This is a genomic window from Rhizobium sp. 05N430 (assembly GCF_056396985.1).
Window position 1 is genome coordinate 233,959 of the sequence record NZ_JBFTMO010000006.1, and the last position, 14,172, is coordinate 248,130.

Here is a 14,172-nt window from a genome sequence, read left to right on the forward strand (position 1 = left end):
GATCAGGAGGGGCGCCGCTGCAATCCGCGGCGCTTCAGCCCCTCGCCGGAAAAGATCCTGCGAAGCGGTTTCTCGACCAGCTCGTAAGCTCCGACACCGACGATCGTACCGCCAGCGATGGCGCCGAGCAGCGTCAGCCCGCCGCCGATGCCGAGGATCTCGGCAGCCTTGACGGCGACCGAGATTGCCAGCGTGTGCCAGAGATAGATCGAATAAGACGCATCTCCGAGATAGGTCAGCACGGGCACGCGGCCGATGCTGCCGCCGGTTTCCAGCGATACCATGCCGAAGACCAGAGCCATGGCCAGTGGCCCGCAGATGGATTCGTCGAACTCCGCACCCATCAGATAGATCGCCGCAAAGCCGCAAAGTGCTGCGCCGATGCAGGCAAGCCCGAGGCTCGTTCCCGCCACTTTCCGGCGAATCCACAATTCGGCGATGAAGACGCCGCCGAGGAATTCGAGGATGATCGGGCGCGTGTAGGTCGCAAGTGCTGCCGAGGACGGGTCGGTCAGCAGCCCGGCAACGAAGAACAGACCGAAGACGGCGGTGAGGAAGACCAGCCGCCATTGACGCGGCACGAACAGCGCGCCGGCAAACAGCACATAGAAGAACATCTCGAAATTCAGCGTCCAGCCCTGCACCAGCACCGGCCAGATTTCACCATTGCTCGGCGAACGCACCGGAATGAAGAACAAGGAGCCGATGAGATGCCCGGCGCTGAGCTGCAGGTTCGGAAACAGCCCGGCGAGCGCTCCCGCCACCATGATCCCGGTGACCAGCCAGTAGGACGGCGCGATGCGCTTGATGCGATCGAGCAGGAAGCGCTGCGGCGTCACCGGCCGCCGGTCGCTGATCACCCACATGATGAAGCCCGAAATGACGAAGAACACATCGACCCCAGCCGCACCGATGGCGAAATGGCCGCCGGTCCGTTCCGCCGCGTGGAACACCACGACGGCAAGCGCTGCAAAGGCACGCAAATACTGGATCCCGTAGAGGGTCTTCATGCAGTTTCCTCAAGATGCCGCGAGAAGCGGCGGGCAATGAAATGAATCAGGAATGTGCGGCAGGCATGGTTTCGTAGCGCCGCAGTTCGGCCATCGCCGAGCGCTGCCGCGCGCCGACAAGTTTTCCGGCACAGAAATAAAGAAGGAAGGTGCCGACATTATAAGGTGTAAGCACATCGATCTCGACGAAGGAGCGCACCGTCAGCAGCACCGCAAGCCCGAGCAGCAAATAGGACTCGTCGTTGCGCACGTCCTCGATCAGCCGCCGCAGGTGCCCCCACAGCATCGCGAGCATCGTCGCCGCCAGTATGAGCACCCCGGTCAGCCCGAGTTCGACGGCCGTCTCGATATAGGTGTTGTGGAAATGGAAGCCGCTGCGCGAGCCGATGAAGAACTCTTCCCAGAGACGTTCCGGTTCTGAGAAGCCCTGCACCCAATAGGCCTGATAGCCGATGCCGAAGGCTGGGTGCTGCGTCCAGGCTTCGATCCCCTGCTGCCAGAGATAGGTACGCCCCGTCAGCGTCGAATCCTTGCCGAACAGGCCGAGGACCAGATCGACGACGCCGAGATAGACGCTGGCGACGGCGAGGATGATCGCCGCCACGCCACCGCCGATCACCAGCAGCTTGCGCTGCTGCGGCGACAGCATCAGCACGATGCGGATGCCGACGAGCAACGCGACGATGACGGCCGTCGTCAGCACCGAGGTGGCGGATTGCGAGGCAAGCAGGCAGTAAGCGGCCATCAGACCGGCAGCGGCAGAGACCATCGCCCAGATCCGCCGCTCGCCATAGATAAAGACGGCGGCAAAGGCGAAGATGATGCCGAGCGAAGCATAGAAGCCGAGCTGGTTCTTGGAGGCGAAGGCGCCAACGAAGCTGTAGGTGCCGTCGAGCGGATCATATTCGTAATAGCCGAACAGGATCGAATAGAGCAGCACGACAGCCGCACCGGCGACACCGCCCAGCGTCAGCGTCCTGACATCGATGGTGCGCACCGCAATCAGCGCGCAGAGCACCTGCGTCAGATACTGGATGCTGGCGCGCATCGAGACGCTCGGCACCTGCGACCAGAACACCGAGAGAAAGGCAAAGACGGCGAAGGCATAGAGCCAGACGAACTTGCTGTGACTGCCGAGCACCTTCTTGTAGTCGACGGCGATCAGCGGCAGCCAGAGCGCATAGTAAAGCAGGATCGCCGCCTGCCCGAAACGGATCGAATAGGCAAAGCAGAACATCGAGAGCGCGACCGCCGGGATGGCATAGGCCGCGTTCACGCCTGGAATGATCAGTGCCGATTTGGCGATCCGCATTGCGGTCTCCGCTTCTATCGCATCGCAACCCCGGCCGTGACCTTGATCAGGTCGCCCGGCTCGAGGGCCATGTTCTCCTGCACCGGAATTTCCTTCGACTGCCCGCCGACATCGCGGACGATCGAATAGTTGATGTTCGCGGCGTTTTCAGGGTCGAAGCGCGCGGCGTCGCTCGACTGCGACAGCGCCTCCGACATCAGCGCATCGCTGGTGGAAAGCTTGAGGTTCAGCGTATCCAGCTCGGATTCGGTATCCTGCAGCTCCTGGGCCAGCTTGGCGTCCCAGTCGTTGCGCAGCGTGATCTCGTCCTGATTGGCCTTGCTGATATCCTGCTTGGCCTTCAGCGAATTGGTGTCGATATCGAGAAGCGTCGCTTCGATATCGGCGGCGCGCTGTTCGGCGGTCAGCTTGCGGGCGCTGAGAGCCAGCCCCTTCTCGGCCAGGTTTTCGATCTTGTCGCGATCTTCCTTGGCGAGTTCGAGCTGACGCGTCTGCGTCTCGGTCTTCTTCGCCAGGGATTCGATTTCGGCCTGCAGCAGCGCCTTCAGGTCGTCGAGCGCCTGGAGCTGCAGCGTCAGCCGCTTCTTGCGCGTGTCCTTCAAGGCCACTTCGCTGGCCATCAACGCCTTGCCGTCCGGCAGATCCTTGAGTTCCGGCGGCGTGTCGATGGCATCGCTGTTCTGCGTCTCGGCCTGCAGCCGGGCGCGCCGCGCGATGAGGCGGTTCTTTTCCGAGGTGTAGACGACGGCGTCACCCTTGGCATTGATGAAATCACGCGCAAAGCGCTGGCCGGCGTCGGCACGGCGAAGTCCGCCCGCAAGGCTCACGGCTTTGACAACCGTGAGATTGGGCGCGAACGGATATTCGCCGGGCTTTTCGACATCGCCGGTGAGAAAGACAGGGCGGAACTCGGCGAGCTCGACGGATGCCGAGGGCCGGTCCTTGAGGCCGAACTGCTTCTGCAGCGCCAGCCCGATTTCCTGCGCGATTGCGTCCGTCGTCTTTCCAGAGGCTGGGAGGTCGCCAATGAACGGCAGCGACAGGCTGCCCGATGGACCGATCGAGTAATCACCGCTGACCACGGACCAATCGCGGATCGCGCCTTCCGCCGTCTGCCATTCGGCAACGCGGATGCGCAGCTTGTCCATCGTGCCGAGTTGATAATCGGCGGCGCTGGCAAGCCCCGATGAGCCGATCAAAACACCAAGGCCCGCAACGATTGCGAGACCTGAAGCAATGGACCGGCGCGCCGTGAGGCGGTGAAAAAGGAATTCTTTCATTCAGTCTTCCTCGTGAATTTGCACGGCAAGCCATAGGGGCAGCACCGTGCGAACGTGTCGAGTTGTGGGAGCGGCGTTAGTAGCTGCCGCGCTGCATGCAGACGGCAGGAATCGTCCGGGCGATGATCATGACGTCACGCGTCAGAGACCAGTTTTCGACATAGTGGGTGTCGAAGGCGACACGCGTAGCATAGGAGACGTCGTTGCGTCCGCTGATCTGCCACAGGCCGGTGAGGCCGGGACGTGCCTGAAGATAGAAGACGGCCGAAGATTCATAGAGCTCCAGTTCGTCACGCACGACGGGACGCGGCCCGACGACGCTCATTTCGCCGCGAATGATATTGATGAGCTGCGGCAGCTCATCGAGGCTGAGCTTGCGAAGCACGCTGCCGACCGCGGTAACACGCGGATCGTCCTGCAGCTTGCGGGTCGCACGCCACTCTTCCATTGCCTTCGGATTGTTACGCAGGTGTTCCTGCAGCAACCGGTCGCCATCGACCGCCATGGTGCGGAACTTCAGGCAACGGAATTCCTGTCCATTATGACCGATGCGGCGATGACCATAGAAGGCCGGGCCCTTGTCGGTTAGTTTGACGAGCAGCATCACCATCAAGAAGATCGGGCTCAGAAACACGAGCCCCAGTGATGCAGCGGTGACATCGAATGCGCGCTTCATGATCCCGCCGGTCGGCGGAAACACGTTTGCATGAACCACGCCAAAGAATGGCGTACTGTCCGATCTCGTCGCAGACTTCATAGAGTTAACTCCACTTATGTTTGCCGTTTGGTCGGTAGTCTCAGCCGCTGAGGTAGCGCTGACAGGTTCGGAGTGTATGGGTGGATTTTGTTTTTTTAAGCCACAATTTGAAGACGGGTCTGTAACAGGGCCCTTTTGGAAACCGTGTTCACTTTTTCCGTCCGTTAGGATTAGCTCAAATGGATATGCAAAGCATGCAATGTTTCCGACTAACTCGGATGCACTGCACTAAAGAGGGAAGAGTTTGCTTTGCATTGCAACAAGATTGAAGAACAAGTCCTTTTCGGGAATGCAGGCAGCATTAGCGAAAAGGGTGCGGCCACTATCGCGAGTACCGTATTGTTATTTGCGCGCAGCCCAATTTATTGCAGCGCACCATTAGTTTCGCACCGCACACTCAAATCGTTTTAGATGAAATCTTTGTAATAAAAGTTGAACGCATAAGCGCCTCAGGCGTTGTTCCGGAGATGCAAATGTGGCGCGAGTTGGGGCGTGCAATGTCTCATTCAAGGCAACCTTGAGTAAATTTTCACCCCGCCCGTGCCGCCCGGACTGCAAATCACATGGTTACCGCCCAATCGGCGTTTTTAGGCAAAGCGAGGAGGAAACCTTAAGCCGCATACTGTAGAAAACCTGCAACGCCGGACAAAAGATTAGCGGTACTAATGCTTTCGTTCTGTTGAAACTCAGAGCCTGCTAAAATATATCGAGTAAAGGGACCTTAGGAGGCGCCCGAGTTCAATGACTGTTCATTGGACCAACCCTCCTAAAGGGAGGCAAACGTCATGTATGCACCTCGCGTTTTCGTTAGCATGATCGGCGCGCTCGCCGTCTTTGCCGTGGCAACCTATGTGTTGAACGGTTCTCTGACGACGACGCTCATACAAACGGCGATCTGTGCGGTTCTCCTGCAGCTCGGCTACTTCGGTGGCGTGATCTTCATGGTCTGGAAGGAAGCCAAGGCCCGCAACGCCTCTTCTGCAGGCATTGCACCGTCCATGGCGCCGGCGCGTGACGACAAGGACAAGCTACCCGTCAGCCCCTTCAACAATTCCGAGCCGTTCAACCGCTGAACGGACAGGCCGGCCTGTGCTGCCGGACCGCGCGTAACATCTTTTGAAGACCTCCTGCATTGCCCCCGCCGCCGCGGCGTCCTAACTGTTGCGCCAACAACGGAGGGCACGACGTGGTTGCAAGCGTATGCGTGATCATCGCCGCGAAGAACGCGGCCGATACGATCGGAATGGCCGTCAGCTCGGCCTTGCGCGAAAAGGAAGTGGCCGAAGTGGTCGTCATCGACGACGGCTCCAGCGACGGTACGGCCGATGCGGCGCGCGCCGCCGGTGATGCGAGCGGACGGCTGAATGTCGTCTCCTTCGAAAAGAATCGCGGGCCTTCTGCCGCCCGCAATCATGCGATCGAAATCTCCACGGCACCGCTGATCGCCATCCTCGATGCCGACGACTTCTTCTTCGAGGGCCGCTTCAGCCGCATGCTGGCGGAAGACGACTGGGACTTCGTGGCCGACAACATCGCCTTCGTCGATTCGGAAACGGTGATGCTGGCGCCGGAGCGGCTGGACAGCTTCCCTGATCGCCCGCTCTTTCTCGATCTCGTCGCCTTCATCGACGGCAACATCTCCAAGCGCGGCGTCCGCCGCGGCGAGATCGGCTTTCTGAAGCCGGTGATGCGCCGGTCTTTCCTCGATGCCCACAAGCTGCGCTACCGCGAGGAGATGCGGCTCGGCGAGGATTACGAGCTCTATGTCCGCGCACTCGCCAATGGCGCCCGCTACAAGGTGATCCATTCCTGTGGTTACGGTGCGGTCGTGCGCGGCAATTCGCTGAGCGGCAGCCACCGCACCGACGACATCCGCAAGCTCTACGAAGCCGATCGCGCGATCCTTGCGAGTTGCAAGCTGACATCAGAGGGCGAAGCAGCGGTGCGCCGCCACGAAAGCCACGTGCGCGGCAAATACGAGCTCCGCCACTTCCTCGACGTCAAGAAGCAAGCTGGCCCCGGTGCCGCACTCGGCTATGCGCTGGCAAACCCTGCAGCCATTCCGGCGATCGCCTGCGGCATCTTCATGGACAAGACCGAGCGCTTCCGCAGCCCCGGTGGCGCAGAGATCGCCACGAAGGGTGCCGGCGGCCTGCGCTACCTGCTCCCCTCGCCCGCCGACTGACGGCTATTTCGAGAATTTTCCGCCCGCGAGCTGGAAGGCGCTGGCAAGCAGCGCCGGGTCGCGCCGTGCCCAGTGCAGCAGCAGGCGAAAGTCCGGCATGCGCGCCTTGCGCACCCGCTTCGCCTGACTCCACAGCGCCTGCTTGCGCGCCCGCGTCTTGTAATCCTTGATCGTCTGGATTTCCTTCGGCCGCGCCGCAAAGCGCGCTTCCAGTCGGTCGAGCGCCATCCAGGTGATGAACTGCTGCTTCAGAAACTGCGGCGAGTCGTTGTCGACGCCGTGGAAGATGTTGATCCCCTCGCCGCGCAACGCACCGGCTTCGCCGCAGAGCAGCACCTGACGGGCGGCCAGCATGCAGTCGCAGAAGAACAGCACGTCCTCGGCGGCAAGCCTGAGTGCCGCATCGAAGCGCACGGTCTCGATCAACGGCCGGCCGATCACCATGCAGGACATGTGCAGGAAGGCCCAGTTCTTCAGCATCACGCCGGCAATATCGGGCAGTTCGATAATCAGCGGGGCGTCAGAAAGCCGGTGCGCGCCCTCCCTGACCTCCAGATCGGCAATGCCGAAGTGATAATCGAATTCCTCGCCGCCATGGATCGAGGCCCAATAGCAGTCGCCGTCGAAACGCTGCATCGCCGCATAGGCGTTCTGCAGATGATCCGGCGTCCAGATATCGTCCGAATCCAGAAAGGCGGCATAGCGGCTGGCCGAAGGCACATTGTCGAGCCCGGTATTGCGCGCGCCGCCCGGCCCGGCATTCTCTTGGCGGATCACGGTGATTTTCGCCCGCTCGTCCGCCCCCAGCGGCTTAAGCTCGTCCTCGGCCGGATAGGGCGAATGGTCATCGACGACAAGGATATCGAAATCCCGGTAGCTCTGCGCGAAGACAGAGGCCAGCGCCCGGCGCAGGATGCCGTCCTCGCGCTGGTAAAACGGGATGATGATCGTGAAGGTCGCCATTCTTTCTCCTGACAGGCCGAAGTGGTGAGTGCGAATCTAGAGCCCGTCACCCGCACGGCAAGTTGTTGCGCCGCAGCATGATGAAGCGCATTCCGGCCGAAATTTGTCAAAGACGGAATATCGGACCACCAGCGCTGGCTGTGCCGAATAGACCCATTTGGGGGTGACGAAGACACATTTCGGCCGCAATCAGACGCCGCGTTCTGTAACAAACCACAGAATGTCCTTCACCAAATGAGAAAAACTTTTCCATGCGGATCACGCTTCGCAACAGGCACAAACGTTTTATGATCATTTTCGGAAATACATTGGCGCAAAGGGCGCTCAAGCGTTTCTGCAACTGATTTCCCGGTCCGCGACACGCCATGGTAGCCGCAATTTCGCACCGTTACAAAACGGGACCGGCGATCACTTTTGCTGCAGTGCCATATTTTCTTCCGCCAAAACGCTCTAGCTTTTCGTCTGCGGGCCAGAGTCTGCTCTTTGAAACGGCTGCAAGGGGAGGTGCAGCTCCAACAGGGGTGACAGATAAAGTGAACGTAGACGCCAACGTATCCTCGCGGATCAATCTGATGCGCATCGTGCTCATTTCGGGCATTGTGTTCGTCCACATACCATTCGACCCTGCGAATACGCCGTTCAACGGAACCTACGGTTTCTTCGACTGGCTGCGGGTGTTCCTGAGCGAAGCGCTCTTCCGTGTCGGGGTCCCGTGCCTCAGCGCCATTTCCGGCTACCTGCTGTTTCGCGGCGGGATGGAAGGCTTCAACTACACCAAGACGGTGCGCACCAAGGCGCAGACCGTGTTCCTGCCGTTCCTGATCTGGAACACGCTGTTTTTCATTGCCGTCCTGGCGATCCTGGCGATCGGCATCGGCGACGGCTATGTCATCAGCCCCTATGAATCGACCTTCCGCGAACTGCTGAGCCAGCTGTTTGCCGCCGAAACCTTTCCGGCGAATATCCCGCTCTACTTCCTGCGCGATCTCTTCGTCTGCATCCTGATCTCGCCGATCCTTGCCTGGCTGGTGCGCCGCATCCCGCTGATCACGCTGTCGTCGCTGCTGCTGCTGGCGCTGATACCGGAGCTACCGCTCTACATCGTCATCAAGCGTTCGATCTTGTTCAGCTTCACCTTCGGCATTTATGCCAGCCTCTACAAGCTCGATATCAAGGCGCTCGACCGCTTCGCGCCGCTGGGTGTGGCGCTGCTGCTCGGCGCCTCGGCGCTGCTGGCGACGGCGATCTACGCGACCGGCCCATCGATGCCCGACTGGGTGGAACTGTCGCGCAATGCGCTGGCAATCGGCGGCGCCGCCGGCTTCTGGATGCTTTCGGCCCTGCTCATCAAGACCCCGCTCGGCCAGCGGTTGTCGAAAACCGGCAGCCTCAGCTTCTGGATCTTCTGCGCCCATTATCCGCTGCTGGTCTTCCTCTTCATGGTCTGGGGCAAGACCGGCGTCGATTTCTACCCATTGTTCTTCGGCGGCTGCCTGCTGGTGCTTTTCCCGCTGCTCGTTTTCACGAACGGCTTCGTGCGCAGCAACGCCCCGAAATCCTACGCCGTCCTGACCGGTGGCCGGACCAAGAAGGGTCCGCAAACCCCATCCCGCCGGGATATCCCGGCTGATTTCATTCCACAGCGAAGGTGACACATGACGACGAAAATCGCCCATGCTCGACGGCTTTGCCTGAGTTTTACGATCATCGGTGCCGGCCTCGCCGGCGCCCTTCCCGCGTCTGCCCAGCAGGCTGCAGGCACATCCTTCGTCGATGAGTTCGACAAGATCGACCGCAGCGTCTGGTACATTTCCGACGGCTGGAACAACGGTCCGCATCAGAACTGCACCTGGTCGAAGGATCAGGTAAAGATCGATGACGGCAAGCTCGAACTCGGCTTCGCCCAGGGCAAGTCGAAGGACCGCAACTACCAGTGCGGCGAGATCCAGACCAAGAAGCGCTTCAGCTACGGCACCTACGAGGCCCGCATCAAGACCGCGACCGGCTCCGGCCTGAACTCGGCCTTTTTCACCTATATCGGCCCGGCCGACAAGCAGCAGCATGACGAGATCGATTTCGAAGTGCTCGGCAAGGACAGCTCGACCGTTCAGGTAAACCAGTACATCAAGGCCAAGGGCGGCAACGAGAAGCTGGTGCCGGTCGGTAAGTCCGCCGATCAGGACTTTAACGATTACGCCTTCGTCTGGGAGCCGAACCGGCTGCGCTATTACCTCAATGGCAAGCTGGTGCAGGACGTCACCGACCCCAGCAAGATCCCGCAAAGCCCGCAGAAGATTTTCTTCAGCCTCTGGGGCACGGACACGCTTGCCGGCTGGATGGGCAAATTCGCCTACACCCAGCCGACCACGATGCAGATCGACCGGATCGCCTACACGGCGCCCGGCGACAAATGCCAGTTCCCGGAATCGATCGCCTGCACGCTCAACTGAGCAGGCAGGCTGACTGCCTGAGACTTGCCTGCCTCACCCCCGAAACGGACTCCGGCCAATGCCGGTCTACGCACAGGAGCCTTGATGCTGAAAGTCCTTTATCTGGTGCATGATCTGGCCGATCCGGCCGTGCGCCGCCGCGTGCTGATGCTGACCGAGGGCGGCGCTGCCGTGACCCTCGCGGGCTTTCGCCGCGGCGACAATGCACTGGCCGAGGTCAGCGGCGTGACACCGATCGAGCTGGGCAAAACAGCCGACCGCAGGTTCGGTCAACGCATCGGCGCGGTCTTCAATGCATCAATCCGTCTGCGCGGACTGTTGAAAGGCATCGAGCGTCCGGATGTCATCATCGGCCGCAATCTGGAAGCGCTTGCCGTTGCCGATCGCGCCAGCGCGCTCTTCGGCGGCGTCCCGGTTGTCTATGAATGCCTCGATATCCACCGGCTTCTGTCGAACGACGGCACGCCAGGCAAGATGCTGCGCCGGGCCGAGGCTCATTTCGGCCGCAAGGCCAAGCTGCTGATCACCAGCTCACCGGCCTTCATCGCCAATTATTTTGCCACTAGGTCGGCCATCAAGGCGCCGGTCATGCTGCTGGAAAACAAGGTTCTGGCGCTGGACGGCATGCCGCAGGCAGCCTCGCTGCGCCTGCCGCCCGCCGATGGCGAGCCTTGGAAGATCGGCTGGTTCGGCGCGCTCCGCTGCCGCAAGTCTCTGGAACTGCTCGCCGATTTCACCCGCCGCATGGAAGGCCGGGTCGAGGTCATCCTGCGCGGCCGCCCCGCCTATTCCGAATTCGAGGATTTCGATGGCTTCATTGCCAACGAGCCCTATCTGAGCTTCCGCGGCCCCTACAGGAACCCGGAGGATCTCGCCAGCATATACGGCGAGGTGCATTTCTCCTGGGCGATCGACTTCTTCGAGGAAGGCCTGAATTCCAGCTGGCTGCTGCCGAACCGGCTCTATGAAGGCTGCCTCTATGGCAGCGTGCCGCTCAGCATCGCCGGCACGGAAACGAACCGCTTTCTCTCCGCCAAGCAGCTCGGCCTGTCGCTGAACGAACCGACAGCCAATGCGCTGCAGGCGATGTTCGAAGGCTTGACGGCTGAGCGCTACGGCGCGCTGTCATCGGAAGTCGCCGATACCGGCAGGCACACCTGGATGGCCGATCGCGGCGATTGCCGCGCGCTTATCGAAACACTTGCCAATCTCGTTCCGGCTGCCGCTGAGGGGCTCGCCGCCGGTTCCGTTCCCAAAGCTCCCGCAGCTCAAGAAGGGTTGACTGCCATGAAGACTGATGTCCGTACCAGCGTCTCCAGCCTCATCATCATTCCCTGCCTGAATGAAGCCAAGCATATCGAGCCGCTGATCGAGAAGCTCGATCCGGCGCTCGACGACCTCAATGCCCGGATCGTCGTTGCCGATGGCGGCAGCACAGACGGCACGCGCGAGATCGTCGCCCGCATCAGCGAGGCGGATCACCGCGTCATCCTGCTCGACAATCCGCGCCGGCTGCAAAGTGCCGCGATCAACCTCGCCGTCAGCACCTTCGGCCGGGACTACGAATATTTCATCCGCATCGACGCCCATGGCGATTATCCGGACGATTACTGCCAGCGCCTCGTCGAGGAAGCGCAGGAGACGGAAGCCGATTCGGTCGTCGTCGCCATGGAAACGGTCGGTTTCGGTATCTTCCAGAAGGCGACTGCCTTTGCCCAGAACTCCAAGCTCGGCAATGGCGGCTCCAAGCATCGTGAGGGTGCCGAGGGCCATTGGACCGATCACGGCCATCACGCGCTGATGCGCGTCAACGCCTTCGAGACCGTCGGCGGCTACGACGAGACATTCAGCCATAATGAGGACGCGGAATTGGACTACCGTCTGAAAAAGGCGGGGTTCGGCATCTGGATGACCGACAAGACGCGGATGATCTATTATCCGCGTTCGAGCGTGAAAACGCTCTTCCGGCAATATCTCGGCTACGGCCGGGGACGCGCCAAGAACATCCTGAAGCATGGCAATATGCCGAAGCTTCGCCAGATGCTGCCGCTTGCAGTCGTGCCGGTCTTCATCGGTGCATTTCTTGCCGTGCTGAATTGGATCGCCGTGATCCCCTTCAGCCTCTGGGCAATCGCCTGCGTCGGCTACGGCTTCTGGATGGCCGTCGGCCAGCGCAATCCTTATGGGCCGCTCGCGGCCCTCTCGGCCATGGTGATGCATTTCGCCTGGTCGGCCGGTTTCTGGATGGAGCTTCTGAGCTTCCGCAACCGGAAGGTCTCCTGATGAAGGATCAGACCATGCAGATCGACATTGGTGTTTGCACATACCGGCGCGCGTCGCTGGACGAGGCCCTGCTTTCGCTGGCCATGCTCGCCGTGCCCGAGAATGTGAAACTGCGCATCATCGTTGCCGACAATGACCAGACGCGCAGCGCCGAAGGCCGGGTCGAAGCCCTGCGCTCGACCATTCCGCACCCGATCGCCTATGTGCATTGCCCGGCCTCGAACATCTCGATCGCCCGCAACGCCTGCCTCGAAAACGCCACCGGTGATTATCTGGCCTTCATCGACGACGACGAGGATGCCTCGGAAAACTGGCTGGTCGAGCTGCTGCATACCGCTGAAAAGACCAGGGCCGACGCCGTGCTCGGCCCGGTCCGCAGCGTCTATGCGCAGACAGCACCCGCCTGGATGCGCGAGGGCGATTTTCATTCCACCCTGCCCGTCTGGGTCGATGGCGAAATCCGCACCGGTTATACCTGCAACGTGCTGCTGCGCCTCGCCTCCCGCCACGTCGAGGGCCGCCGCTTCAATCTCGCGCTCGGCAAGACCGGTGGCGAGGATACGGAATTCTTCAGCTACCTGCATCGGGAAGGCGGCAAGATCGCCTTTGCCCCTGAAGCGCATGTCTACGAGCCGGTGCCGGAAAACCGCGCAGACCTCTCCTGGCTGGCAAAGCGCCGCTTCCGCTTCGGCCAGACGCATGGGCGCCTGCTGCAGGAAAACAGCAAGGGTCTGAGCCGCGTGAAAGCCATTGGCATTGCCGCAGCCAAGGCCAGCTACTGCCTGGGCGTTGCCGCCCTCTGCATCCTTGTGCCGGTCCCGCGCTATCGCTATGCGCTACGCGGCACGATGCATATCGGCGTCGTCAGCGGTCTGCTCGGCGTTCGCGAAATCCGCCAATATGGCGCTGTCGAGGGGGCTGCATGAGCGAAAAGCTGCCCGATATCAGCTTTATCATTGCAGCCTACAATGCTGCCGAAACGCTGGACAAGGCGATCGGCAGCGCATTGGCGCAGGTGGGTGTCAGCGTCGAAGTCATCGTCGCCGACGATTGCTCGACGGATGCGACCCGCGCCGTCGCCGCTGCTTACGGCGGCAATGTCCGCCTGATCGCGCTCGAAAGGAACGGTGGCCCCTCCGCCGCCCGCAACGCGGCGATCAGCGCAGCCCRCGGGCGCTGGCTCGCGACACTCGATGCCGACGACACGATCGAACCGGACCGCCTGCTGCGCATGATCACCCGAGCCGAAGCTGCCGGTGCTCAGATCGCTGTCGATAACATGCGGGTGATCCGCGCCAACGGAACGCTGCCCGAAACCATGTTCGCTCCGGCCGCTCTGGCGGCCACGCCGATGCTGACGCTGCCGGCATTCATCCGCTCCAACGCGCTGTTTCGCAGCGAGCACAATTTCGGCTACCTGAAGCCTGTCTTCGAGCGCGCGTTCGTCGAGCGTCATCATCTGCGCTTCGACGAAAATCTCCGGATCGGCGAAGACTATCTCTTCCTCGCGTCCGCCATGGCGCTCGGCGCTGCCTGCGTCATCGAGCCCGAACCGGGCTACAACTATCATATCCGCGAAGGATCGATTTCGCGGGTTCTCGATATCAGGCACATCGAGGCGATGATGGAAGGCGACCGCCGGTTTCTATCGCGCTACAGCCTCGATGCCGCAGCCACGGCCGCCCAGACATTTCGCGCCCGCAGCCTCCGGCAGGCGCATGCCTTTCTTGAACTCGTCGATGGCATCAAGCAGCGCTCCCTCTCCCGGGCGCTTCGTGCCGCCTGGCGCGATCCGCTGGCCATCGCGCATCTCAGAATGCCAATCGCAATCCGTTTGAACCGCATGACGGCAGCCCTTCGCGGCGCTGCTGTCCGGAATTCGGAAGTCACTGTCACAGGCGGCGCTTCGCGCTCGCGCAAAGGATAAGAGCC

At 61.3% G+C, this 14,172-nt stretch carries 12 protein-coding genes and 1 pseudogene; 8 read left to right on the forward strand and 5 right to left on the reverse strand.

Annotation, left to right across the window (positions count from 1 at the left end; genetic code table 11):
* Nucleotides 1-2 precede the first annotated feature (2 nt).
* From AC1DJO_RS15520 to AC1DJO_RS15535, 4 genes are all read right to left on the reverse strand, one after another.
* Nucleotides 3-1,010, reverse strand: coding sequence for an acyltransferase family protein (locus AC1DJO_RS15520; RefSeq protein WP_477971533.1), 1,008 nt, complete (start codon nucleotides 1,008-1,010; stop codon nucleotides 3-5).
* 46 nt (nucleotides 1,011-1,056) lie between these two features.
* On the reverse strand, nucleotides 1,057-2,322 hold the full coding sequence (locus tag AC1DJO_RS15525; RefSeq protein ID WP_112390359.1) for an O-antigen ligase family protein: 1,266 nt from the start codon (nucleotides 2,320-2,322) through the stop codon (nucleotides 1,057-1,059).
* Between the two features lie 14 nt (nucleotides 2,323-2,336).
* Nucleotides 2,337-3,602: a polysaccharide biosynthesis/export family protein gene (locus AC1DJO_RS15530; protein WP_477971535.1), complete on the reverse strand. Its 1,266-nt coding sequence runs from the start codon at nucleotides 3,600-3,602 to the stop codon at nucleotides 2,337-2,339.
* A 76-nt stretch (nucleotides 3,603-3,678) separates the two neighbouring features.
* A complete protein-coding gene (locus tag AC1DJO_RS15535; RefSeq protein ID WP_112390357.1) occupies nucleotides 3,679-4,359 on the reverse strand; it encodes a sugar transferase in 681 nt (226 codons plus the stop codon).
* A 785-nt stretch (nucleotides 4,360-5,144) separates the two neighbouring features.
* Here AC1DJO_RS15535 and AC1DJO_RS15540 point away from each other — a divergent pair.
* Both AC1DJO_RS15540 and AC1DJO_RS15545 read left to right on the forward strand, forming a co-directional pair.
* Nucleotides 5,145-5,432 carry an exopolysaccharide production repressor protein gene (locus AC1DJO_RS15540; RefSeq protein ID WP_112390356.1) on the forward strand — a complete coding sequence of 96 codons (288 nt, stop codon included), beginning with the start codon at nucleotides 5,145-5,147 and terminating at the stop codon, nucleotides 5,430-5,432.
* A gap of 113 nt (nucleotides 5,433-5,545) precedes the next feature.
* Entirely contained in the window at nucleotides 5,546-6,544 is a 999-nt protein-coding gene (locus AC1DJO_RS15545; protein WP_477950071.1) for a glycosyltransferase family 2 protein, read from the forward strand.
* A 3-nt stretch (nucleotides 6,545-6,547) separates the two neighbouring features.
* On the opposite strand, the gene AC1DJO_RS15550 is transcribed toward AC1DJO_RS15545, so the two are convergent.
* Nucleotides 6,548-7,507, reverse strand: coding sequence for a glycosyltransferase family 2 protein (locus AC1DJO_RS15550; protein ID WP_477971537.1), 960 nt, complete (start codon nucleotides 7,505-7,507; stop codon nucleotides 6,548-6,550).
* A 572-nt stretch (nucleotides 7,508-8,079) separates the two neighbouring features.
* On the opposite strand from AC1DJO_RS15550, the gene AC1DJO_RS15555 reads away from it, so the two are divergent.
* The 6 genes and pseudogenes from AC1DJO_RS15555 to AC1DJO_RS15580 all read left to right on the forward strand — a co-directional run bounded on the left by AC1DJO_RS15555 (nucleotide 8,080) and on the right by AC1DJO_RS15580 (nucleotide 14,167).
* Nucleotides 8,080-9,159: an acyltransferase family protein gene (locus AC1DJO_RS15555; protein ID WP_477971539.1), complete on the forward strand. Its 1,080-nt coding sequence runs from the start codon at nucleotides 8,080-8,082 to the stop codon at nucleotides 9,157-9,159.
* 3 nt (nucleotides 9,160-9,162) lie between these two features.
* Entirely contained in the window at nucleotides 9,163-9,957 is a 795-nt protein-coding gene (exoK, locus tag AC1DJO_RS15560) for an endo-1,3-1,4-beta-glycanase ExoK (protein ID WP_477971541.1), read from the forward strand.
* A gap of 84 nt (nucleotides 9,958-10,041) precedes the next feature.
* Nucleotides 10,042-11,184: pseudogene (locus AC1DJO_RS15565) on the forward strand (glycosyltransferase); the annotation flags it as partial.
* Between the two features lie 60 nt (nucleotides 11,185-11,244).
* A complete protein-coding gene (locus AC1DJO_RS15570) occupies nucleotides 11,245-12,240 on the forward strand; it encodes a glycosyltransferase family 2 protein (RefSeq protein WP_477971636.1) in 996 nt (331 codons plus the stop codon).
* Nucleotides 12,240-13,166 (forward strand): glycosyltransferase family 2 protein, encoded by a 927-nt coding sequence (locus AC1DJO_RS15575; RefSeq protein ID WP_477971543.1) that lies wholly within the window; start codon nucleotides 12,240-12,242, stop codon nucleotides 13,164-13,166. Before AC1DJO_RS15570 ends, AC1DJO_RS15575 begins: the two co-directional genes overlap by 1 nt.
* Nucleotides 13,163-14,167 (forward strand): glycosyltransferase family 2 protein, encoded by a 1,005-nt coding sequence (locus AC1DJO_RS15580; protein WP_477971545.1) that lies wholly within the window; start codon nucleotides 13,163-13,165, stop codon nucleotides 14,165-14,167. Before AC1DJO_RS15575 ends, AC1DJO_RS15580 begins: the two co-directional genes overlap by 4 nt.
* The last annotated feature ends 5 nt before the right edge of the window (nucleotides 14,168-14,172 follow it).

What these genes read in the sequence shown, in the direction of transcription:
- exoK (WP_477971541.1), top strand. Translation starts at nt 9,163, where the DNA reads ATGACGACGAAAATCGCCCATGCTCGACGGCTTTGCCTGAGTTTTACG.
- AC1DJO_RS15555 (WP_477971539.1), top strand. Translation starts at nt 8,080, where the DNA reads ATGCGCATCGTGCTCATTTCGGGCATTGTGTTCGTCCACATACCATTC.
- AC1DJO_RS15525 (WP_112390359.1), bottom strand. Translation starts at nt 2,322, where the DNA reads ATGCGGATCGCCAAATCGGCACTGATCATTCCAGGCGTGAACGCGGCC.
- AC1DJO_RS15575 (WP_477971543.1), top strand. Translation starts at nt 12,240, where the DNA reads ATGAAGGATCAGACCATGCAGATCGACATTGGTGTTTGCACATACCGG.
- AC1DJO_RS15550 (WP_477971537.1), bottom strand. Translation starts at nt 7,507, where the DNA reads ATGGCGACCTTCACGATCATCATCCCGTTTTACCAGCGCGAGGACGGC.
- AC1DJO_RS15530 (WP_477971535.1), bottom strand. Translation starts at nt 3,602, where the DNA reads ATGAAAGAATTCCTTTTTCACCGCCTCACGGCGCGCCGGTCCATTGCT.
- AC1DJO_RS15535 (WP_112390357.1), bottom strand. Translation starts at nt 4,359, where the DNA reads ATGAAGTCTGCGACGAGATCGGACAGTACGCCATTCTTTGGCGTGGTT.
- AC1DJO_RS15540 (WP_112390356.1), top strand. Translation starts at nt 5,145, where the DNA reads ATGTATGCACCTCGCGTTTTCGTTAGCATGATCGGCGCGCTCGCCGTC.
- AC1DJO_RS15520 (WP_477971533.1), bottom strand. Translation starts at nt 1,010, where the DNA reads ATGAAGACCCTCTACGGGATCCAGTATTTGCGTGCCTTTGCAGCGCTT.
- AC1DJO_RS15570 (WP_477971636.1), top strand. Translation starts at nt 11,245, where the DNA reads ATGAAGACTGATGTCCGTACCAGCGTCTCCAGCCTCATCATCATTCCC.